The 19,489-nt window shown below is 69.1% G+C and carries 18 protein-coding genes; 5 read left to right on the forward strand and 13 right to left on the reverse strand.

Annotated features, from left to right (window positions below):
* Nucleotides 1-8: 8 nt before the first annotated feature.
* A complete protein-coding gene (locus ACU5AX_RS04110; RefSeq protein WP_446689765.1) occupies nt 9-434 on the forward strand; it encodes an MAPEG family protein in 426 nt (141 codons plus the stop codon).
* Here the strand turns inward: ACU5AX_RS04110 and ACU5AX_RS04115 are convergent, their stop codons facing one another.
* From ACU5AX_RS04115 to ACU5AX_RS04165, 11 genes are all read right to left on the reverse strand, one after another.
* On the reverse strand, nt 435-1,745 hold the full coding sequence (locus ACU5AX_RS04115) for a methyl-accepting chemotaxis protein (RefSeq protein WP_446689766.1): 1,311 nt from the start codon (nt 1,743-1,745) through the stop codon (nt 435-437). It abuts the gene before it with no gap.
* 84 nt (nt 1,746-1,829) lie between these two features.
* On the reverse strand, nt 1,830-3,716 hold the full coding sequence (locus ACU5AX_RS04120; protein WP_446689767.1) for an XrtA/PEP-CTERM system amidotransferase: 1,887 nt from the start codon (nt 3,714-3,716) through the stop codon (nt 1,830-1,832).
* 2 nt (nt 3,717-3,718) lie between these two features.
* A complete protein-coding gene (xrtA, locus tag ACU5AX_RS04125; RefSeq protein WP_446689768.1) occupies nt 3,719-5,245 on the reverse strand; it encodes an exosortase A in 1,527 nt (508 codons plus the stop codon).
* Nucleotides 5,242-6,429: a TIGR03087 family PEP-CTERM/XrtA system glycosyltransferase gene (locus tag ACU5AX_RS04130; protein WP_446689769.1), complete on the reverse strand. Its 1,188-nt coding sequence runs from the start codon at nt 6,427-6,429 to the stop codon at nt 5,242-5,244. Before ACU5AX_RS04130 ends, xrtA begins: the two co-directional genes overlap by 4 nt.
* A complete protein-coding gene (locus tag ACU5AX_RS04135; RefSeq protein ID WP_446689770.1) occupies nt 6,429-7,463 on the reverse strand; it encodes a FemAB family XrtA/PEP-CTERM system-associated protein in 1,035 nt (344 codons plus the stop codon). The genes ACU5AX_RS04130 and ACU5AX_RS04135 overlap by 1 nt, the downstream gene beginning before the upstream one ends.
* Nucleotides 7,460-8,305 carry an XrtA system polysaccharide deacetylase gene (locus tag ACU5AX_RS04140; protein ID WP_446689771.1) on the reverse strand — a complete coding sequence of 282 codons (846 nt, stop codon included), beginning with the start codon at nt 8,303-8,305 and terminating at the stop codon, nt 7,460-7,462. Before ACU5AX_RS04140 ends, ACU5AX_RS04135 begins: the two co-directional genes overlap by 4 nt.
* Nucleotides 8,295-9,548, reverse strand: coding sequence for an ExeA family protein (locus tag ACU5AX_RS04145; RefSeq protein WP_446689772.1), 1,254 nt, complete (start codon nt 9,546-9,548; stop codon nt 8,295-8,297). Before ACU5AX_RS04145 ends, ACU5AX_RS04140 begins: the two co-directional genes overlap by 11 nt.
* Before the next feature lie 12 nt (nt 9,549-9,560).
* Nucleotides 9,561-11,165, reverse strand: coding sequence for a hypothetical protein (locus ACU5AX_RS04150; protein WP_446689773.1), 1,605 nt, complete (start codon nt 11,163-11,165; stop codon nt 9,561-9,563).
* Nucleotides 11,162-12,160 carry an AAA family ATPase gene (locus tag ACU5AX_RS04155; protein WP_446689774.1) on the reverse strand — a complete coding sequence of 333 codons (999 nt, stop codon included), beginning with the start codon at nt 12,158-12,160 and terminating at the stop codon, nt 11,162-11,164. The genes ACU5AX_RS04150 and ACU5AX_RS04155 overlap by 4 nt, the downstream gene beginning before the upstream one ends.
* 6 nt (nt 12,161-12,166) lie before the next feature.
* Nucleotides 12,167-13,678, reverse strand: a complete 1,512-nt coding sequence (locus tag ACU5AX_RS04160) for an XrtA system polysaccharide chain length determinant (protein WP_446689775.1) — start codon at nt 13,676-13,678, stop codon at nt 12,167-12,169.
* Nucleotides 13,679-13,694: 16 nt separating this feature from the next.
* Entirely contained in the window at nt 13,695-14,330 is a 636-nt protein-coding gene (locus ACU5AX_RS04165; protein ID WP_446689776.1) for an XrtA/PEP-CTERM system exopolysaccharide export protein, read from the reverse strand.
* 169 nt (nt 14,331-14,499) lie between these two features.
* On the opposite strand from ACU5AX_RS04165, the gene ACU5AX_RS04170 reads away from it, so the two are divergent.
* Nucleotides 14,500-14,928 carry a DUF4879 domain-containing protein gene (locus ACU5AX_RS04170; RefSeq protein ID WP_446689777.1) on the forward strand — a complete coding sequence of 143 codons (429 nt, stop codon included), beginning with the start codon at nt 14,500-14,502 and terminating at the stop codon, nt 14,926-14,928.
* On the opposite strand, the gene ACU5AX_RS04175 is transcribed toward ACU5AX_RS04170, so the two are convergent.
* Nucleotides 14,921-16,150, reverse strand: a complete 1,230-nt coding sequence (locus ACU5AX_RS04175; protein ID WP_446689778.1) for a pyridoxal-dependent decarboxylase, exosortase A system-associated — start codon at nt 16,148-16,150, stop codon at nt 14,921-14,923. The two genes, ACU5AX_RS04170 and ACU5AX_RS04175, sit on opposite strands and share 8 nt — an antisense overlap.
* On the reverse strand, nt 16,147-17,640 hold the full coding sequence (locus ACU5AX_RS04180; protein WP_446689779.1) for an acyl-CoA ligase (AMP-forming), exosortase A system-associated: 1,494 nt from the start codon (nt 17,638-17,640) through the stop codon (nt 16,147-16,149). Before ACU5AX_RS04180 ends, ACU5AX_RS04175 begins: the two co-directional genes overlap by 4 nt.
* Nucleotides 17,641-17,724: 84 nt before the next feature.
* Here ACU5AX_RS04180 and ACU5AX_RS04185 point away from each other — a divergent pair, with 84 nt between their 5' ends.
* The 3 genes from ACU5AX_RS04185 to ACU5AX_RS04195 are packed head-to-tail and all read left to right on the forward strand — an operon-like array spanning nt 17,725 to nt 19,459.
* Nucleotides 17,725-17,997, forward strand: coding sequence for an acyl carrier protein (locus tag ACU5AX_RS04185; RefSeq protein ID WP_446689780.1), 273 nt, complete (start codon nt 17,725-17,727; stop codon nt 17,995-17,997).
* A 53-nt stretch (nt 17,998-18,050) separates the two neighbouring features.
* Nucleotides 18,051-18,707 carry an alpha/beta hydrolase family protein gene (locus tag ACU5AX_RS04190; RefSeq protein ID WP_446689781.1) on the forward strand — a complete coding sequence of 219 codons (657 nt, stop codon included), beginning with the start codon at nt 18,051-18,053 and terminating at the stop codon, nt 18,705-18,707.
* The gene (locus ACU5AX_RS04195; RefSeq protein ID WP_446689782.1) at nt 18,695-19,459 is read left to right on the forward strand and encodes a hydrolase 1, exosortase A system-associated; all 765 of its coding nucleotides are present in this window, start codon (nt 18,695-18,697) and stop codon (nt 19,457-19,459) included. Before ACU5AX_RS04190 ends, ACU5AX_RS04195 begins: the two co-directional genes overlap by 13 nt.
* Nucleotides 19,460-19,489 lie beyond the last annotated feature (30 nt).

Raw genomic sequence — 19,489 nt, forward strand, 5'->3', positions numbered from 1 at the left:
GGCCCGTGATGCACAGTCCCATCCTGCAACCCATGGTCGCGCTGATCGCCTGGACGCTGGTGATGCTCGTCTGGACCATTGCTACGCGGCTGCCGGCCATGCGCGCGGCGGGGATCGACCTCAACACGTTGGTGGGGACCAAGGCCGCCGACGCCGACCGGGCGCTTCCGTCGCAGGCGCAATGGAAGGCGCACAATTACAACCACCTCACCGAACAGCCGACGTTATTCTATGCGGTCTGCACGGTGATTGCGCTGACCGGGACCGGTGCAGGCGTCAACGCCTGGATCGCCTGGGCCTATGTGGCGCTGCGCGTGGTCCACAGCCTCGTGCAGGCGACCGTCAATCGCGTCGCATGGCGCCTGCGCCTGTTCCTGGCGTCGACACTGATGTTGATTGCCCTGACCCTGCATGCCGCACTGGCGGTTTTCTGATCAGAGCGCGCTAGTCAGGTCGACGAATGCCTGCGCCCGCCCGCGCAGCGTCGCCGTCGAGCCCGCCAAGGTCTGCGACAAGCGTTCCAGCGCCGCGGCATCCTCCTCGACCGCTGCCGCCTGCGCGCTGATCGTTTGCGTCCGCTCGCCGATGTCGCCGCCCGCCTCAACCGAATCGCAGACGTTGACGGCGATCACCCGCGTCGCTTCGGCCTGATGATCGAGCGCCAGCTCGATCTGCTGCGCGGTCGACGCAATCGCCTCCATCGCCTGTTCGAGCTGGCGGTGACCCGCGATCACTTCGCCGAGCAGGGCCTGCATGCCGTCGACCCGTCCGCCGACATCGCGTGCGGTCACGGTCGTTTGGTTGGCAAGGGATTTCACCTCGCTGGCGACGACCGCGAACCCTTGCCCAAGGGTACCCGCCCGCGACGCCTCGATCCCGGCGTTGAGCGCCAGCAAATTGGTCTGTCGGGCGATGCTCTGGATCAATTGGAGCATGTCATCGATCGCGACGGCGGAGGCGCCGAGCGCACTGACGCGTTCGCCGGCATGCATCATCGCCGCACGCGCATGGCGGCGGATCGTCGTCGCGGAGGCGGTGTTGCCGGCGATATTGTCGAGGGTTTCGGACAGCGCGCGCCCGCGTTCGGCGATTTCCTCCAACGCGTGAACCGTCTGCGTCGCCGCCGTCGCGACGGACGCGGCATCCTGCCGGGAAGCGCCGGCGCGCGCCACCAATGTCGACGCCACCGCGCCGATGTCGCCTGCAATCCGCGACAGTTCGGCGGTCAGCGCCGTCACTTCGGCGGTAAAGGCCCGGCCCGCCTCATCCAGCCGCGCCGCGCGGGCACTCCGCTCTGCCGTGAGGATGCGATCCCGCTCCGCCGCCAAGCGGGCGAACCCTGCCGCATCGACGACCGCATGGAAGCGGCCGGCGCGGGTCAATATCAGAGCTTCGCTGCCCGAGCGCGCGTAGGTGGTGAGCAAGGCGTCCGGCGGAAGATCCGCCTCGGCCTTGGCACAGGGTCGGATCAGCGCGTCCAGCGAGCCGCCGAAGCTGGGATTTTGCATCAGCGCATGACCGAATGGATTAAACAGAATGCCGCGCACGTCGAGTTCGCGCACCACGCCGACCGGGCGTTCCTCCGCATCGACAATGGCGAGCAGGCGCAAATCAGGGTAGGTGCGGAATAGCGCGATGGCGTCCGCCAGGGATGCCGTTCGCTTTAGCGAGCAGGTGTCCGCCGCCCCGTCGCGCAACAGCGTCGACACCGAACCATCGCGGATCAGGTTCACGTCCAGAAGCATGGCGCGTCTACTAGGATCGTACAGTAAACGGCGAGTTAGGGTTTGGTGACAGCCATGTGACACCAAGCGTTTCCCGACGTGACGCTATCCGAACAGGCGGCGGCCGCTGCGCTCCAGCATCAGCAGCTGCCACAGGGTACGGCCGTGATCCGCCCGGCCGCTCGCATGATCCGCAGCGAGCCGCCGCACCTCGCCCATCTCGAACCAGCCAGTTTCGGTCAGGAAGCGGGACGTCGCCAGCCCCTCGGCCTCTGCCCGCAACGGCCCGCGGAACCAGGCAGCAATCGGAGTGACGAAGCCCATCTTAGGTCGATACAGGATGTCGTGCGGCAGATACGGTTCCAGACTGCGCTTCATCAACCATTTGCCCTGCCCCCGATGCAGACGCATCGCCGCCGGCAGAGTTGCGGCGAAGGAAACGAGCCGGTGGTCGAGCAACGGCTCGCGCGCCTCCAGACTGACGGCCATGCTGGTCCGGTCGACCTTGGTCAGTATGTCGCCCGGCAGCCAAATCTTGATGTCGGCATATTGGGCGCGATCCAGCGCGTCGCGCGCCGGGGCGTCGCGCATCGCGGCGACGTAGCGGTCTTCGGCACGGTGGCCCCCGAGCGCACGGCGGGCCTCCACCGTGAACAGCCGGTCGCGGCGTTCGGGCGGGGTGATGCCGACCGCACGCGCATAGGCTTCGCCGCCGTCCATTGCGAGCGCGAGCAGCGTCGTCTTGGCGCGGAGCGGGCGCGGCGCCCAGTCGGCCTTGGGGAAATAGCGGCCGAGCGTCCCGAAACCGCGCTGCCGCCACATCGTCGGCAGCAGGCCGCGCACCCGCTCTTCCGCCACCTGGAACTTGTAGCGGCGGTAGCCCGCTAACGCCTCGTCCGCGCCGTCGCCCGACAGCGCGACCGTGACCCGCTGCCTGGCGAGCGCGCAGACCTGATAGGTGGCGAGCGCGCTGGCGTCGGCGAAGGGTTCGTCGAAATGCTGGACCAAGGTGTCGATCAGCGCGACGTCGTCCGCGCCGACAACCTGGGCATGGTGATCGGTCGTGAAACGCCGCGCAATGGCGGCGGCATGACTGCGTTCGTCATGGCCCGCCTCGTCGAAGCCGATCGTACACGTCTTGACTGCCTGCGCGCTCGCCTCCGCCATCAAGGCGACGACCGCCGAACTGTCGACCCCACCCGAGAGGAAGGCGCCAAGCGGCACATCCGCCACCATCCGGCTGCGCACGCCCTCGCGCATCCGGTCGAGGAGCTCCCCTTGCATCTGCCGTACCGAACCGGTGGCGCGGTTCGCGAAGCTGACGTCCCACCATTGGGTCGGCCGCGGCACGGCATGGCCGCGGCGCAGGACCATCAGATGGCCTGCCGGCAGCTTGCGCACGCCGGCGACCATGCAGGCATCGTCGGGCACGTAACCGTAGGCGAGATAGTCCTCGACCGCGGTCAGATCCGCCGCGCGGCGCAGCAGGGGGTGCGCCAGCAGCGCCTTGAGTTCGGAGGCGAAGGCGATGCTGCCGTCGGCCAGTTCGACGTAATGGAGCGGCTTCACACCTAGCCGGTCCCGCGCCAAGACGAGCGCGCCAGCCTCCGCGTCATGCAGCGCGAAGGCGAACATACCGTTCAGCCGGGCGAGCAGCCCGGCGCCCCAAGCGCGCCAGCCATGCAGTAGCACCTCGGTATCGCCGACGGTGCGGAAGCGCGCCCCGCGCGCGGCGAGCTCCGCGCGCAGCTCGGCGAAATTGTAGATTTCGCCATTGTAGGTGACGCTCAAGGCGCCGTCGTGCATCGGCTGGGGCGAACCCTCGAGATCGATGATCGACAGGCGGCGGTGGCCGAGGCCCACACCGGCAGCGGTCCAGACGCCGTCGCCGTCGGGGCCGCGATGGCTCAGCGTCGCGATCATCGCCCGGATGCGGACCGGATCGACCGGCTTGGGCGTGCCGGGATGAAAGATACCGGCGATCCCGCACATGGCTAAAGGCCCGCGATGCGGTCGGCAAAGGCATCCATCGGGCCGATCGCCGCGGCCAGGCCCGCGATGTCGGCGCGCGCATCGCGACCGGGTGTGATCTCCGCCGACAGATGGACTGCCACCGCGCGCGGCGAGCCACCGAACAGCCGCGTCTTCATCGTCTGAAACTTCACCCGCCGCTCGTCCGCCGTTATCGTGTCGCCGACGACGTACCACGTCGCGACGAGCCGCTCCACCGTAAGTCGGCCGGGACCGGGTGCCGTGATCCGCATCACCGCGCCCCCGGCGATCGGTGCGGTGTCGCCGACCCGGATCCAGCGATCCTCCTCGCGCAGCACGCCGGTGCCGAAGGCGCCGATCTTGTGCCCCTCGCCCTGCGCTCCGAACACCGCGACGGCGAGATCGACCGCGCCGGCACCCCGCGCATAGCGTCCGAACAGATAATGGTCGGCACCGGGATAATAAGGCTGCCACGGCGCAGTCCGGCTCAGCGGAGCGCGTTGCCAGCCGCTGAGCTTGGGCAGGTCGACCCTTGCCGGCAACGGCGCCGGCCGAGCGGTGGCGGCGGTCCACACCGGCCAGACCGCTGCCGCCGCGACGACCAGCAGCACCGCGATCGGCGTCGCGATGATGCCGCCACGCGGCGTCGGCAGATGCGCGGGATCGAACGCGGGCGCGTCGGGAGCCCGGTCGAACCAGCGCCAGCCGATCGCCAGCACCGCCGCCATGACGAGCCCGAAGAACAGCCAGCCATAGACGATATGGTCGAATCCGGTCGCCGTTTCGACGTCGGTCAGATGCGCGGCATAGATGGTGGCGAAGGCGCGGACGCCGTTGGCGAGCACCGGTACAACCAGGCTGACCGCAAGGAAGATCGCCCGCCGCCGCCAGCGGCTGAAGCAGACGTTGGCAACCAAAGCGGCGAAAGCGATCATTGCGATCACGAATTTAGCGCCCGAACACGCCTCCGCCACCTCGAACCAGTAGCGACCGGCATGGATCAGTACGCCGTTCGAGCTCGCCGGCACCCCGAACAGGTGCAGCAGGGGCATCACCATCGCTACTGTCACTTGCTGCAACGGCGGTTCCAATTCCTCGCCGAACGGGACGAGGAACAGCGCATAGCCCAGCGGGAACAGCAGCCCACGCGTGACCTGCGGGCCGAACAGGGTGACGCAGGCGCCCTGCAGCATCACGATCACGCCCAATTGGCGGGCGAAGCTCACCCCGCCCGCCTCGCCAAGCGCCCAGCAGAGCCCACCGATGGCGACGACCGTCAGGCCGGGCCACCAGGCGACCGGGAGCAAAGCGCTCAGCTCGCCGCGCCGCTGCCATACCAGCCAGGCGATGACCGGTCCGATGAATAGGCAATGGCCGAAAGTGGTACTGGTCCACCAGATCGTGACGAGCCGGACGACATCGGCACGGAATACCAGCAGCATCGCCGCACTGGCCAGCACCAGCGCCAGCGACTGCCGCCGCCAAGGGCTCGCCGCGGGCTTCGGCGCGACGGTCATCGCGATCGTCATGCCGCCGCCCGTACATCTAGGCCGAGTAGGATATCCAGCGGCTGCAGCCGCGCCGGCCAGGCATAGCGCGCCATAACCTGCATCCGGGCGAGCCGCCCCAGCGCCGATGCATCGTCCCTGTCCGCGATCAATGCCAGTACCGCCGCGGCATGATCCTCCGTCGTATCGGCGACGCGAACCGTGCCGAGATGGTCGATGCCCTCAGCGGCGGCCGCACTGGCAACGACGGGCCGTGCCATTGCCATCGCCTCCAGCACCTTGTTCTGGATGCCGCGTGCCAGCCTGAGCGGCGCGACGCAGACCGCCGCCGCCGCCAGCCACGGACGGACGTCATCGACCGCGCCGGTGACGATCACCCCCTCGCCGGCCAGGCCACGGACGGCGACAGTCGGCTGCCGTCCGACGATCGCGAACCGGGCTTGGGGCTGGCTGCGGCGGATGATCGGCATGATCGCCTCGGCGAACCAGACGGCCGCCTCGACGTTGGGGGGATAGTCCATCTGCCCGGTGAAGACGATCGTTGGACCAGGGCCGTCGATCGGCTCGACATCAGACGGATCGAAATGCGCAGCGTCGATACCGTTCTCGATGACATGCACGGCACCGCGCGCCCCGCCCTGCCGAAAGAGCGTCGCCTCCGCTTCGCTGACGAACAGGCTGGCGTCGACGCGAGCGGACATGGCGCGTTCGAACCTACCGAGGAGGCGGGCTTCGCGCCGCATCAGCCAGCGCATCGGCGGGGAGCCCTGTCCGGCGTATCCGGCGAACTTCGCCGAATCCACGTCGACGAAATCCATCACCGCCATCGGCGCCGTACGGGTGTCGAGATATTGCGCCATCTGGCCGGAGAAGCAGTAGACGCGCGTGATCGGGTTGGCCGCCAACACACGCCTCACCGCGCGACGCATCGCCCCGCTGGCGAAGGCGGCGAGCGACACCGGGCGGCCGGTCGCCAGCGCTTCCACCGCGGCTAACGCGCGTGCCTTGCGGCGCGGCACGATCGTCGCGCTGGCGAGCATCGCCGCCAGATCGGCGGGCAATTCGGTATCTCTACCGTCTTCGGCGAAGGCGACCAGATGGACCCGCGCGCGGGCGGCGAGATGGCGCAGGATGTGATAGCTGCGGATCTTGTCGCCGCGGTCGGGCGGGAACGGTGCGCGATGCGCCAGGAATAGGATGTCCATCACCCCAGACCGCGCGCGATCCACGGGCCGATCAGATTGGCGACGGGCAAGGGCAGCCGCTTCCAGCTGCGCACCATCAGCGCGTATTTGGGGTTAAGCGGATTGACCTCGCGCGCCGCACCTTCCTGTCGGGTGGCATAGAGGCGCGGCACGGGCTCGAAGCCCCAATTCTTCTTGAACGCCGCCGCCCCGGTTCCCGTCTTCGAACGGCCGAAGTCGAAGCGCGTGCAGCCGCGCTCGCGGGCATGTTGCATCAGTGCATAGTACATCCGGTCGTTGGCGCGCAGCGTCCGCGCTGCCGCGGTCCCGCCACCCCAATAGGGATAGACGGTTCCGTTAAAGTACAGGCTGAGGACGCTGGCAATTGGCGTGCCGCGGTGGCGAACCGTCAGGACGTCGCTGTCGAGCGCCGCGGCGACGGCCCGGAACAGACGCGCGGGAAAGACCGGCGTACCGAGGTTACGCACCGATTCCGCATAGACGCGATATTGGTCCGCCAGATCGCCGGTCGCGACACCCGTGGTAACTGTAAGGTCGGCGTCGAGACTCTTGCGCACTTCTGCCCGTTGCTTGCGCGGAATGGCGAGCAGTTGCGTATCGTCGTCCGGCGCGAGATCGCGCACGAAGCCGAGGTAGCTGGTCGCATCGACCGCCCATCCTTCAGGCAGAACACCGCCACGCAGCTCCACCGAAGGACAGCCGAGCCGGCCTGCCAGCGCCCATGCCGCCGCCGCCAATGCCTCGCCACCCCCGCCCAGCACGCCCCCGTCGACGGCGAACGCCGCCGACACCAGCGCCTTGCCGAATAACGGCGACCGCATGGCCGTCACCGGCAGCACGCCGATCAGTGTGCCACCGGCGCTTTCCGCGACCAGATAACGAGCACGCTGTCCGGTGCCGTCCGCCACGGCCCGGCTCCAGCCGCTCAAGTGGAAGGGCGTCGCCCCGGCTGATTCGCGTACGAAGGCGTCAATCCGTGCCGCTTCGCGGCCGTCGCGTAGATCGACCACCCGGACGGCGGGCGCAACCGTCACACCGCCACCTGTGCCACCACCGCATCGACGCGCCCCCAGCGGTGCCGCGCGATCAGGCCGTCGAGCTTGCCCGCCATTGCCGCCAGCCGTGAATAATGGCGTACCCGCGAGCGCAACGGCGCGTTCCGCACCCGCGGCTGGTCGGGATCGACCTCCCATGGATGGAAATAGAAGACCGCGGGCTGACGCTCGGCATTGACCTGGCGCACCGCGAAATCGGTCAGGGCGGCAGGCAGCATCCGGAAAAAGCCGCCGCCTGTCGCCAGATGGCGGCCGCCGATGCTCGCCACCGTCACCGGCAATTCGATCAGGTCGCTGCCGGCGATCGGCCGAAAGGCGAAGCGAGGTGCATCCCGCCAGCCGTAATGATCATGACGCACCGGCGCGACGCTGGACGAATAACGATAGCCCGCCGCCGCCAGTTCGGCATGTGCCCAGGGGGTGCGCTGATCGATCGAGAAGCTCGGCGCGCGATAACCGGTCACCGCCGCGCCGGCCGCATCCTCCAGCGCGACCCTAGCGCGGGTGAGGTCGTCCCGGAAGGTCGCCGCATCCATGGTGAAAACGCGGCGATGATCCCAGCCATGGCTGGCGATCTCATGCCCCGCCGCGACGATGCGCCGGATCAGCCGCGGATGGCGTTCCGCAACCCAGCCCAGGGTGAAGAAGGTCGCCTGCACGCCGGCTGCCGCGAACAGGTCGAGCACCGCGCCGGTGTTCGCCTCGACGCGCGAGCCGAGGCTGTCCCAGTTCGCCTTGTCGATGACTCGTTCGAAGGCGCCGACCTGGAACCATTCCTCGACGTCGACCGACAGGCCGTTGAGAACGCGATCAGGCCGCATCGTCCCACGCATTCGGATTGCGGATCGGCATGGCGGCGGTCGCGATCGCGGTCGCGGATGGCGCGTCGCTGCGGTCGCTTTCGACCCAGTCGACCAGCAAGGTCAGCACGCGGCGCAGCGCGGCCTCCTGCTCCTCGATTCGCGCCTCGAGCGCGGCGACACGCTCAGCCAAGGCATCGGCACCGGCTTCGACGTGAGTCTCAACGGCCGCTTCTGGCCCCGCCGTGTCGATCTCCAGCCAGCGCGGACTGCGCGGCACGAAGCGACGCACACGGCCGTCGCTCTCGTCGAGCTTAACCGGCGCCGGCTCAGCCGTCTCCTCGGCCATGTCCGGCTCGGCGCGTGGCGGGAGCTGTTCCGCCACGTCGTCGAAGCGGTCGCCATCCGCGCCAGCGCTCGGCTCGTCCGCGGCCTCCGGTGCCAGGATCGGCAGATCGGCGTGGAGGTCGCGCAGCACGTTGCCCACCACCCCGGCATCGATCAGCGTCAGATCCTCGATCGCCGCCTGCAGCATCACGCGCCCGGCGAGCAGGTTGAGCCGGCGGGGCACGCCGCCCGATCCCTGGTACAGCGCGTCGAAGGCATCCTCGGTGAAATCCGGCCGCCCCTGCCAACCGACCAGCGACAGGCGGTGCGCGATGTAATCGGCGACCTCGCCGGGCTCCATCGGGTCGAGATGGTGGATCGCGATGACCCGCTGGCGCAACTGTTCGAGCCGCGCCGAACCATGCAGCCGGTCGCGGAACTCCGGCTGGCCGAGCAGCAGGATCTGCAGCAAAGCGTGGCCGCCCGCTTGGAAGTTGGACAGCATGCGCAGCTCTTCGATCGACTCCACCGGCAGCGCCTGCACCTCGTCGACGATCAGCAACGTGCGGCGGCCGGAGCGGGCCACTGCATGCAGGCCGCGCTCGATCGCGGTCAGCAGCTGTGCCTTGGTGAGTCCGGCCGGATCGACGCCCAGCCCGCCGGCGACGATACGCAGCAGGTCGTCCGCCTGGATCGCGGTCGAGACGATCGTCACGACATTGAGCGCCGCCGGGTCGAGCTGCCCAGTCAGATGACCGACCAGGGTGGTCTTGCCGGCACCGACATCGCCGGTGACCACGATGAACCCCTCGCCCTGCGTCAACCCGTAACCCAGATAGGCCATCGCCTTGCGATGCGTCGCCGTCTCATACCAGAAGCGCGCATCCGGCGTGAGCTGGAAGGGGCGCCCCGTCAGGCCGAAATGTTCCTCGTACATGCCTGCCCCCGATCAGAACGAATAGCGTGCGGCGACCTGCGCCTGCGCGGACCATTGGGTGTCCAGCGCCGGCAGATCGAAGGCATAGAGCCCTGCCGTCGCGCTGGTGGTGATCCGGCCGAAGCTGCGACCGTAGCTGGTCGTCGCGCCATAGGACCAGACGCCGGCGTTGCGGACCGCGCCCGGCTCGTAATAATTGACAAAGACGTTGGCGTCGATGTTCGACACCGCAGTCAGAGTGCGGTTCCAGAACAGCTGGCCGTATACGCTCTGATCCTCGACCCCATAGAGGGTCACGCCCTGCACCGTGTCGGGATCATACAGCTTGCGATTGGCATAGCCGATGCCGCCGCCCCACGTCGATCGGCCGCGGGTCGCGGACAGCACCGCATCGATGCCGCGGGCGCGATAGCTGGCGGTGGTGATCGACTGGAAGACGTCGTTCAGACAGCCGCCCGGCGTCGACCCGCGGGTCGAGAAGATGCAGCCGTTATATTGCTGCGTATAGGCGTCGCGGGCGGAGATGAAGCTGGTCGGCAGGTTGGATAGACCGGTGCGCAGCTGCTGACCGAAGGTCGTCACCGAATCGTAGACGTCGGCGGCGAAGCCGACATGTTCCGACGCCTGATAGGTCATCAGGCCGGTGTAGCTAACGGAGCCATAACGTTTGCCGACATGCGCTTCCGCCGACAGGCGTCGGTTTGGCCGCCACACGACACCAGCGTCATAATATACGCCATCGGTGCGATAGGCGATGCGGCGCGGCGAGCGCTCGTCGGTGACGTAGCGGCCGGCCGCGTCCAGCGCCGGGGCGCCGGGCGACGTGAACAGCGGCGACCGGTCGCTCGTTTCGATCTTCTCGTAACCGACACCGGCGGTCAGCGCCACATAGGGCGAAACCGGTGCCAGCGCGTCGCCGCGCACCCGCCAGGAGTCGTAACGCGCGTCCAGCTGGCCTGCATCCTCGCGCTGCCAGCCGCCGCTCAAAGTCGCGCCGATCGGAGCGACATCGCCGGGCTTCACCGCCACCGCGATGCCCGCGACCTGTCCGAAACTATCGTCATAATAGTCGAGCCGGGGCGAGCCCGCCGTAATGCCTGTGTAGGTCGGCACCTTCACCTTGGTATAGCCTGCCATATAGCTGGCGACGACGCTAGCCGGGCCGGCGTGGGTCGCGTAGCTGGGGCCACCATAGACGGCGTAGATCTGGCTGACGTTGGCGTCGTTCGCGGTGATCACGCCGGGTGCGGCGCCGCGGATGTCGGAACGTGTCCGCGTCGCCAAGCCTCCCGCCTCTAGGCTCAGGCCGCGAGCAAGCTGTGCGGAGACACGAGCGAGGCCGTAGTGGACATCGTCGTCGCCGACATTCTTGTCCCAGGAAAAGCGGCGTTCGTAGCGATACGACAATTGTCCGGCGACCCGCTGGCCGGTCGAGGCGACGTCGACGCCGGCGGCAAGGCTGGAGTAGGTCAGCGTATCGTCGTTGGTGAGATCCGAGACGAGCACCTGGCCGATCTCGATATAGGGGGTCACCGCGACGCGGCCGCGCTGTTGTGCCTCGGCGCTTCCCGCGACCGCGAGCGACGCGACGCTGCCGAGCAGAAGGAGGCGGATCACTTGCCGATCTCCTGGCCGTAATAGGTGCCGAAGCGCTGGGCGCCGGGCACGAAGGACATGGCGTTGAGGACGAGCGCGATATGGTCGCAGGCGTCGAGCCGCTGCACCGCCTGCTTCAGTTCGCTTTCAGGCGTGTGGTCGGCGCGGACCACGAGCATGACCTGGCCGACCAGCATCGCCAGCACCGCGGCGGGCGAGGCGGCGAGCGCCGGCGGCGAATCGAACACGACGATGCGCCGTGGGTTCGCTTCCAGCAGCCGCGCGATCACCGCGCGTGTCCGGTTCGATGCGAGCAATTCGGTGTCGGTTGCGGTGCGCGTACCCGCTGGCAGGATCGACAGGCCGCCGACATCGGTGCGGATCACGAGCTGTTCGACGTCGAGGTCGCCGTCCGCCAGGGCGTCGAGCAGGCCCGGCGTCTCGGCCAGCCCGAGTTGCGCCAGCACGTCGGGCTTGGCGAAATCGGCATCGACCAGCAACACCTCGGTATCGCGCTCCGCCGCCATCGACAGCGCCAGATTGATCGCGCTGAACGTCTTGCCGTCACCGGGACGCGCCGAGCAGACCAGCACCGTTCTTGCCTTGTCCGGCTGGCCATCACGGGCGATGCGCTCGCGCGTGATCAGCAGCTGTCGCTTGATCAGCCGGAACTCTTCGGCGAGCGGACCGACCGGGGCACCGGGCACGATCATCCCCGCCTCGGCCAGCAGGCCGCGATCGATCCCCGCAATATCGGACAGTTCGGGCGTATCGTAAAAATCGTCGGGCAGTTCATGCCCGACCGGCGCGCGTAGTTCCTCCGGGATGGCCAACAGCGTCGGCGAATCGAGGTCTTCGACCGTCGCGGGCTCGACCGGCAACGCAGAGGCCGCGCCCGGTGTCTCCACCCCGACGGGCTGCCGCGCGCGAAGGTGGGAACCGAAGTCGTAGACCTGCGCCGCCCGCTCGAGCAGCGAGCTGGACCGCGAGAACGGGTTGGAAGTGGGTGTCGCCATAAGGGATCAGGCCGCCATGCCGCGTTGCAGGACTTCGACACAGAGCAGCAGAACGAACGCGCCGCCCAGACCGGCCGTGCCGCCGAGAAACAGCTTCAGCCGCTTCGCCCGCAAGTCCGACTGGGCGCGGGTCACCACCTCGCCGATCGACCCGATGACGCTCATCCCGGTCGCCTTCTCGAGCTGGGCCGAGGTCGCGAAGGTCGCGCGCAGCTGCCCCATCAGGAACGCCGCGCCGATGCCGGCGGCGAGGCCCGCGATCAGCACGCCGGTCAGCAGCAGCATGCGATTGGGCGCGGTCGGCGTCCGCGGCATGGTCGGCGGATCGATGACGGAAAATTTGACGCTGTCGGTCTGCGTTTGCGCCTGGCCGCGCATCGCGATCTGCTGACGCTGCGCGAGCAGCTGGTCGTACTGATCCTTCAGCACCTGATAGTCGCGATCGATCTGGCCCTGCTGCGCCGCCACCTCCGGATCGCCGGCCAGCTTGGCGTTGAGTTGGTCGAGATCGCTCTGCAATTGCGCCTTGCGCATCCGCAGCGAGGCGACCGTCGATTGCTTGTCCGCAACCATCGATTGCAGCGACAAATAGAGCGGATTGGGCGTGCCGCCGCCCGCCGCGCCGGCCGGTTCGCCGCGCGCCGCGGCCTGCGCCGAGGCGAGCTGGCGCTTGAGCGCGATGACGTCGGGATGCTGGTCGGTATAGCCCCGGGCGCGGGCGTCGGCGAGCTGGCCCTGGATCGCCGCGAGCGCGGCACGGGCGGGACCGCCGGTGACCCCGCCGACGCCGGGAATGGTCTGGGCGGTGCCGGCCATCTGCCCCTGCACGGCGGCGAGGCTGGACTGCGCCGCGGCGAGGTCGCCGTCGACCTGCGCCATCTGGCTGCGCGCAGCGCCGATCCGATCGCTGACCGTGCCGGTGCCGGGCAGCGAGCCCAGATACCGGTTCTGGAAGTCGGCGCGCTTGGCTTCTGCGTCGGTCAGCTGGCCCTGCAACTGGTCGAGCTGCTTGTTGAGGAAGCTGAGGCTCTGGCTGGTCTGGCTGCGGTCCCGGCCGAGATTCTGTTCGACGAAGATGTCGATCAGCTTCTGCGTGATCGCCTTCGCCAACTTTGGGCTGGAGGCGGTGGTGGTGATCTGGAAGAGGTTGTTCTGTTGGCTCTCGACCTTGATCGCGGAGGCGAGGCCGGCGACCCGGTCGGCAACGTCGCGATCGCTCGACACGGTGTTGGCGAGGTCGGTGCCGCGCACCACCTTCTCCAGATTGACCGCGGAGATCAGCGTCTGCCGGACGGTGTCGACGTCCTGCTGCGCCTGTGCCGCCGGTGCGTCCATCGTCGGCGGCAGGATCGATTGCATCTGCACGAAGACGCGGGCCCGCGATTCGTAGCGGCTTGGCATCTGGCTGACGAAGAACCAGCCGAGCACGCACACGCCCCAGGCGACGGCCAGCGCCAGCCAGCGTCGCGTCCAGATCGCATGCAGCGCCAGGCGCGCCTCGTCGTAGATGCCGTTCATCCCCGCCCCGGCTCCCTTAGAACATCGATTCGGGGATGATGATCACATCGCCCGGCTGCAGGCTGACATTGGCGCTCGAATCGCCGCGCTTCAGCAGGTCGCCGATCTGCAGCTTGTATTCGTGCTGCGCGCCGGTCTCGCGGTCGTGGCGGACCAGCTTGGCCTTGTTGCCCGCGGCATATTGGTTGAGGCCGCCGACCGCGATCATCGCGTCGAGCAGCGTCATGTTGGCGCGATACGGGATCGACGCCGGCTTCTCCGTCGCGCCGATGATCCGCACCTGCTGGCTGTAGGTGCCGGAGAAATTCTCGACGATCACCGAGACGATCGGATCCTTCACATATTCGCCGAGCGCGCGCTTCATGTCGGCCGCCAGCATGGACGGTGTCTTGCCGACGGCGGGCATGTCGTTGACCAGCGGGGTGGTGATGCGACCGTCGGGCCGCACCTGCACCTTGGCCGACAGTTCCGGATTGCGCCACACGAAGATGTTGAGCGAATCGAGCGGCCCGATCACATATTCCTCGCCCGGCTGCTCCTTCGAGGCGACGTAAGTCGCGGCGGGCAGCGCGGGCCGGGCGTTGCCGCCGGAACACGCCGACAGCACCGTCGCCAGGCCGCCTAGCATGAGCAGGACACGAACGCGCACCATCAAACTCCTCCTGACCGTGACTGCACGTAAGGCTTGGGGTCCCTGCGCAGCCGGGGTTCCCCGGCGGCTATGCGGTCGGACAGGTGAAGATAGCGTTAGGAACGCCGTGCCCGTTTTTGCAGCGGTTTCCGCTGTTTGTCCGTAAGTCGACGGCGCGGTAGGAGATGGCATGCGGATCCTGCCCCTCGCCCTGATCGTCTGCACAGCGCCCGTCCTGGGCCAGGCTGCGCCCCCGTTGACCGGCGTCGTCGTCGCCTCCGTCGCTTCACCGGCGGGGTTGGAGCAGATCCAGGCGGATCAGCCGGCGACGCGGCGACACCATGCGCCGGGGCCGGTGACGGTGGTCGTGCACGAGACCGGCATCGGCGGCAGCCGCGTGACGCTGATCGACGGCGAGGCGCGGCAAATCCCCTCCTCGACCAAGCCGCTGTGCGGGCCGCAGCTGGCGGCGGGCGCGTGCGGGCCGGGACAACCGATCGCGGGCCTGGAGGTCAGCTACCGGCTCGGCCGCATCGCTCCCGGCCAGACCTTCACGTTCCGCGACCGGTCGGCGGCCAGCGCCGGCGCGCCGATCGAGACGCAGATCACGATCAACTGAGCGGCGCGACGATCTCGTGCGCGGGCGGGTGGCCGAGGAACGCCGTCGGGCTCGCGCTGGCCCCATAGGCACCGGCGAGGAAGACCGCGATCAGGTCCCCCACCTCCGCCGCCGGCAGCGCGACTTGGTCGCCGAGCCGATCGAGCGGGGTGCACAGCGGCCCGACCACCGATACCGTCTCGGCCGCCGGCGCGCCCATGCGATGTGCCAAAGCGAGCGGATAGTTGCGGCGCACCACCGTGCCGAAGTTGCCGCTGGCGGCGAGCTGATGGTTGAGGCCGCCGTCGGTGATCAGGAAGGTCTCGCCGCGGCTGACCTTCCGATCGACGATGCGGGTCAGATAGACGCCGGCCTCCGCGACAAGCCAACGACCCAGCTCGATGGCGTAACGCGTGCCGGCCGCGGTCAGGGCGCTCCGTTCGACCGCCTCCGCCAGCGCGGCGCCGACCCGCTCGATGTCGAGCGGCGTGTCGCCGGCGAAATAGGGAACGCCGAAGCCGCCGCCCAGATTGACCAGCGGCGGTACCTGCCCCGCCTCGTCGGCCAGCCGTTCCGCCAGCGTCAGCGTCGCGGCCTGCGTCTCGATCACCGCCGCGGCATCCAGCGCCTGACTGCCGGCGTAGATATGCAGCCCCCGCCAATCGGCGCCGGCGGCGACGATGGAGCGGATCAAGGCCGCGCCGCGGTCGGCATCGACGCCGAAGGGCGATGGCCGGCCGCCCATCTTCATGCCAGAGCCGCGCAGCTCGATGTCGGGATTGACCCGGACGGCGAGCCGGGGCGAGCGGCCGAGCCTGCCGCCGAGGGTCAGGGCGCGCGCAGCCTCACCCTCGGATTCGACGTTGAGCGTGACCCCCGCTCGGATGGCGGCGGCGAGTTCGTCGTCGCGCTTGCCAGGGCCGGCAAAGCTGATCGCGGCGGCGGGCTTTACCGCGAGCGCCCGGTCGAGCTCCCCGGCGGAGGCGACATCTAGGCCGTCGACCAGGGGCGCGATCCCGGCAAGCAGCGCCGGCAGCGGATTGGCCTTGATCGCGTAATGGAGGTCAATCTTCTCAAAGTTCGCGCGAAAGCGACCAGCCCGCGCAGCGACAACGGCCAAGTCGTATACGAAAAGCGGTGTACCGCCGGCGGCTGCGACCCAGTCGTGCGTCGGCCGGCCGGCGATAGCTAACTCGCCGGATTGACTGGCAAATTCAGGAGGCAGCGGGCCGGTCGGCTTCATGCCGTCACCTCGGACCGGATGGCGGCGCGGTCAAGCTTGCCGTTGGCGTTGCGGGGCAGATCGGCGCGCCAGAGATAGGTCGTTGGCTGCATGAAACTGGGCAGCAGGGTGCGCAATCGGGTACGCAACGCCGCCTCGCCCGCCGGGTCGCCGGCGAGCATCACCGTGATCGCCTGGCCGAGCCGCGGATCGGGCACGCCGACCGCGACCGCCTCGCGCGCCTCGCCGCCGGCAAGCACCGCTTCCTCGATCTCCAGCGGGCTGATGCGGTTGCCGGCACTCTTGATCATCTCGTCGTCGCGACCGACGAAGCGGAGCAGGCCGTCCGCCCCCTCGACCACCGTGTCGCCGGACCAGACGGCGGTACCACCGCTCGCCGACCAATCCGGCGCGGGGCGGAAGCGCTGCGCGGTCCGCTCCGAATCGTGCCAATAGCCCTGCGCGACGAGCGGCCCGGCGTGGACGAGTTCGCCCGACTCCGCCGGGGCGGCGCGCTGCCCGTCGGGGCGGACCACCATCACCTCGGCAAAGGGGATCGCCCGCCCCATCGCGTCCGGACGGGCGTCGATCAGCGCCGGGTCGAGATAGGTCGAACGGAATGCCTCGGTCAGGCCGTACATGGCGTAGAGATCGGCCTGCGGCAGACGCGCGCGCAGGCCGCGCACCAGCCGCTCGGTCAGCGCGCCGCCCGAATTGGTCAAGCGGCGCAGCGTCGTCTCCGCCGGCCAGTCGACCTCCAGCAGTTGCACCCACAAGGGCGGGACGCCGGCGAGCGTGGTGGCGCCGACGCGGGCGACCGCCTTCACCACGTCGCGCGGCGCGAGGTAGTCGAGCGGCGCCACCGCCGCCCCCGCCGCCCAGGTTGAGAACAACTGGTTCTGGCCATAGTCGAACGACAGCGGCAACACGCCGAGCACCCGGTCGTCCGGCGTCAGCCGGAGATAGTGTGCCACGGCGATCGCGCCGAGCCAGAGGTTGGCATGGCTGAGCATCACCCCTTTCGGCCGGCCGGTCGAGCCAGACGTGTAGAGGATGGCGGCGAGACCGGCCGGATCGGCGTTCGAACGACCGGGGCCGCTGCCGGTCGTCGGAACCTCTCCGTCCACGACCGCCCGACAGCCGGACGGCAGGTCGCCCGCCTCCAGTGTCGCGACGCGCGCCGGCTGGGTGACGAGCAGCGTCGCGCCGCTGTCGGCGAGGATGTGCGCGACCTGCGCACGGCGCAGCGCCGGATTGACTGGCACGTGGATCAACCCGGCCCGCGCCGCGGCGAGCGGCATCAGGCAGGCCAGCGCGGTCTTGGGCAGCCAAGTCGCGATCCGGTCACCCGGCGCGAGCCCTTGCCCGTCCAGCCAGCCGGCGATCGCCGCGACCGCCGCCTCGCATTCGGCATAGGTCCAGTGTCGCTCCCGCTCGATGAGTGCCGGCGCATCCGGTGCGCCGCGCAGCAGATGGTCGATGGGAAGCGGAACGGGATCGAGCGGCACCATGTTCGCTCCATAGCGCCTCCCCGTTGCCGAATTCACCCCCAGCCTCTACCGAGTGCGCGATTGCAACGGATCGGGGCGGAACGCGTGCTTCCAGAAGGCTATAGCCAGGTCGAGTCGACGGTACGCAGCGTATTGGGCGACGTGCTCGGCCTGTCGCGCGAGCGCGCCGAGGCGTTCGAGGCGAATACGCCACTGTTCGGCGCGCTGCCGGAACTCGACTCGATGGCGGTAGCCGGGGTGCTGACCGAGATCGAGGACCGGCTCGGCATCCTGATCGAGGACGATGAGGTCGACGGCGACATGCTCGAGACCTTCGGCGCGCTGGTCCGCTTCGCCGCTGGCAAGGCGCTGGTCTGAGCGCAACACCGCCCCGCATCGATCAATACGCCTGGTCCGGCGGGCGCGAGGCGATGCTGCGCTTCGGACCCGATCACGGCCCGGTCGCGATCCTGACGCTGCCCTTGCTGGACGAGGCGAACCGGACCCGGCGACTGGCGGTGCGGATGCTGCAGCGACTGGCGGACCATGGAATCGGCGGCCTGCTGCCCGACGTGCCGGGTCAGGGCGAAAGCCTCGCCCCGCTCGCCTCGCATCGCATCCTGGCCGATGCGCTGGCAGCGCTCTCGGAACGCTGTCTCGCCGAGGGAAGGCGCACCTATGGCATCGGCATCCGCAGCGGCGCGCTGCTCGACTCCAGCGCAAAACACACCGGCCGCTGGCACCTGACGCCGCAGACCGGCGCCGAATTGTTGCGCGAATGGCATCGGCTGTGGCTGGCAGCCGGACATCGCGGATCGCAGGAGGCGATGAGCACGGGCGATGGACCGGTGGAGATCGCCGGCCATCGCGTGCCGGTGGCATTGCTGGCTTCGCTGATCGACGCTCAGCCCGACACTCCGCGAGATCGGCCGTACCGGGTCGTGCGGCTGTCCGGCGACGCCCGCGTCGCCGACCGGCTGGTCGAGGCGGCGCCACCCTGGCGACGCAGCGAGCCGGGCGACGACGTCGCACTGGCGACGCTGCTGGCCGACGACATCGCCACCTGGATCGCCGCATGCGAAGCGTGATCACCTTTGCCTGCGCGGGCGAGACGCTGTTCGCCACGCTGGATGCGGCGCCGGGGACGACCGGGCTGCTGATCGTGTCCGGCGGCAACGAGATCCGCGTCGGGGCGCATCGCGGCATGGCGCAACTCGCGGCCGCCGTCGCCGCGGCGGGGCATCCGGTGTTCCGCTACGACCGGCGCGGCGTCGGCGATTCGGGCGGCGTCAACGGCGGCTTTCTGTCGTCTGAGGCCGATCTGACCGCTGCGGTCGCCGCCTTCCGGTCGGCACAGCCGCAGATCGAAACGCTGGTCGGCTTCGGCAATTGCGACGGCGCGACGACGCTGGCGTTGTACGGCAGGGCCGCGGGGATCGATCGCGTGCTGCTCGCCAATCCCTGGGTCGTCGAGGACGCCGATGATGGCCTGCCACCGCAGGCGGCGATCCGGGCGCGTTATGCGGCGCGGCTGCGCGACCCGGCAGCATGGTGGCGATTGGTGTCTGGCGGCATCGATGTGCGCAAAGCCGTCAGTGGCTTACGCAAGATTACCACGCCTGCCGCGGAGACGAGTCTGGCCCGCCGCGTCACCGCGGCAATCGGCGACTGGGGTGGCAGTGCGCACATACTGCTGGCCGAGGGCGATGCGACGGCGATCGCATTTCGTGCCGCCGCACCCGAGGTCGCTGCAGAGATGGTGGCGACGGCATCACACAGCTTCGCCCGCGACGGCGATCAGGCCGCGTTGCTTGCCGCGGTGTTGCGGGTCCTGCGCTAGGCGCGCGTTGGACCGCCGTTCCGATCGGCA

It is taken from the genome of Sphingomonas benefaciens, from assembly GCF_052907485.1.

Coding starts and splice junctions, on each gene's coding strand:
- ACU5AX_RS04110 (WP_446689765.1), top strand. CDS start 9: ATGCACAGTCCCATCCTGCAACCCATGGTCGCGCTGATCGCCTGGACG.
- ACU5AX_RS04115 (WP_446689766.1), bottom strand. CDS start 1,745: ATGCTTCTGGACGTGAACCTGATCCGCGATGGTTCGGTGTCGACGCTG.
- ACU5AX_RS04120 (WP_446689767.1), bottom strand. CDS start 3,716: ATGTGCGGGATCGCCGGTATCTTTCATCCCGGCACGCCCAAGCCGGTC.
- xrtA (WP_446689768.1), bottom strand. CDS start 5,245: ATGACGATCGCGATGACCGTCGCGCCGAAGCCCGCGGCGAGCCCTTGG.
- ACU5AX_RS04130 (WP_446689769.1), bottom strand. CDS start 6,429: ATGGACATCCTATTCCTGGCGCATCGCGCACCGTTCCCGCCCGACCGC.
- ACU5AX_RS04140 (WP_446689771.1), bottom strand. CDS start 8,305: ATGCGGCCTGATCGCGTTCTCAACGGCCTGTCGGTCGACGTCGAGGAA.
- ACU5AX_RS04145 (WP_446689772.1), bottom strand. CDS start 9,548: ATGTACGAGGAACATTTCGGCCTGACGGGGCGCCCCTTCCAGCTCACG.
- ACU5AX_RS04155 (WP_446689774.1), bottom strand. CDS start 12,160: ATGGCGACACCCACTTCCAACCCGTTCTCGCGGTCCAGCTCGCTGCTC.
- ACU5AX_RS04160 (WP_446689775.1), bottom strand. CDS start 13,678: ATGAACGGCATCTACGACGAGGCGCGCCTGGCGCTGCATGCGATCTGG.
- ACU5AX_RS04165 (WP_446689776.1), bottom strand. CDS start 14,330: ATGGTGCGCGTTCGTGTCCTGCTCATGCTAGGCGGCCTGGCGACGGTG.
- ACU5AX_RS04170 (WP_446689777.1), top strand. CDS start 14,500: ATGCGGATCCTGCCCCTCGCCCTGATCGTCTGCACAGCGCCCGTCCTG.
- ACU5AX_RS04175 (WP_446689778.1), bottom strand. CDS start 16,150: ATGAAGCCGACCGGCCCGCTGCCTCCTGAATTTGCCAGTCAATCCGGC.
- ACU5AX_RS04180 (WP_446689779.1), bottom strand. CDS start 17,640: ATGGTGCCGCTCGATCCCGTTCCGCTTCCCATCGACCATCTGCTGCGC.
- ACU5AX_RS04190 (WP_446689781.1), top strand. CDS start 18,051: ATGCTGCGCTTCGGACCCGATCACGGCCCGGTCGCGATCCTGACGCTG.
- ACU5AX_RS04195 (WP_446689782.1), top strand. CDS start 18,695: ATGCGAAGCGTGATCACCTTTGCCTGCGCGGGCGAGACGCTGTTCGCC.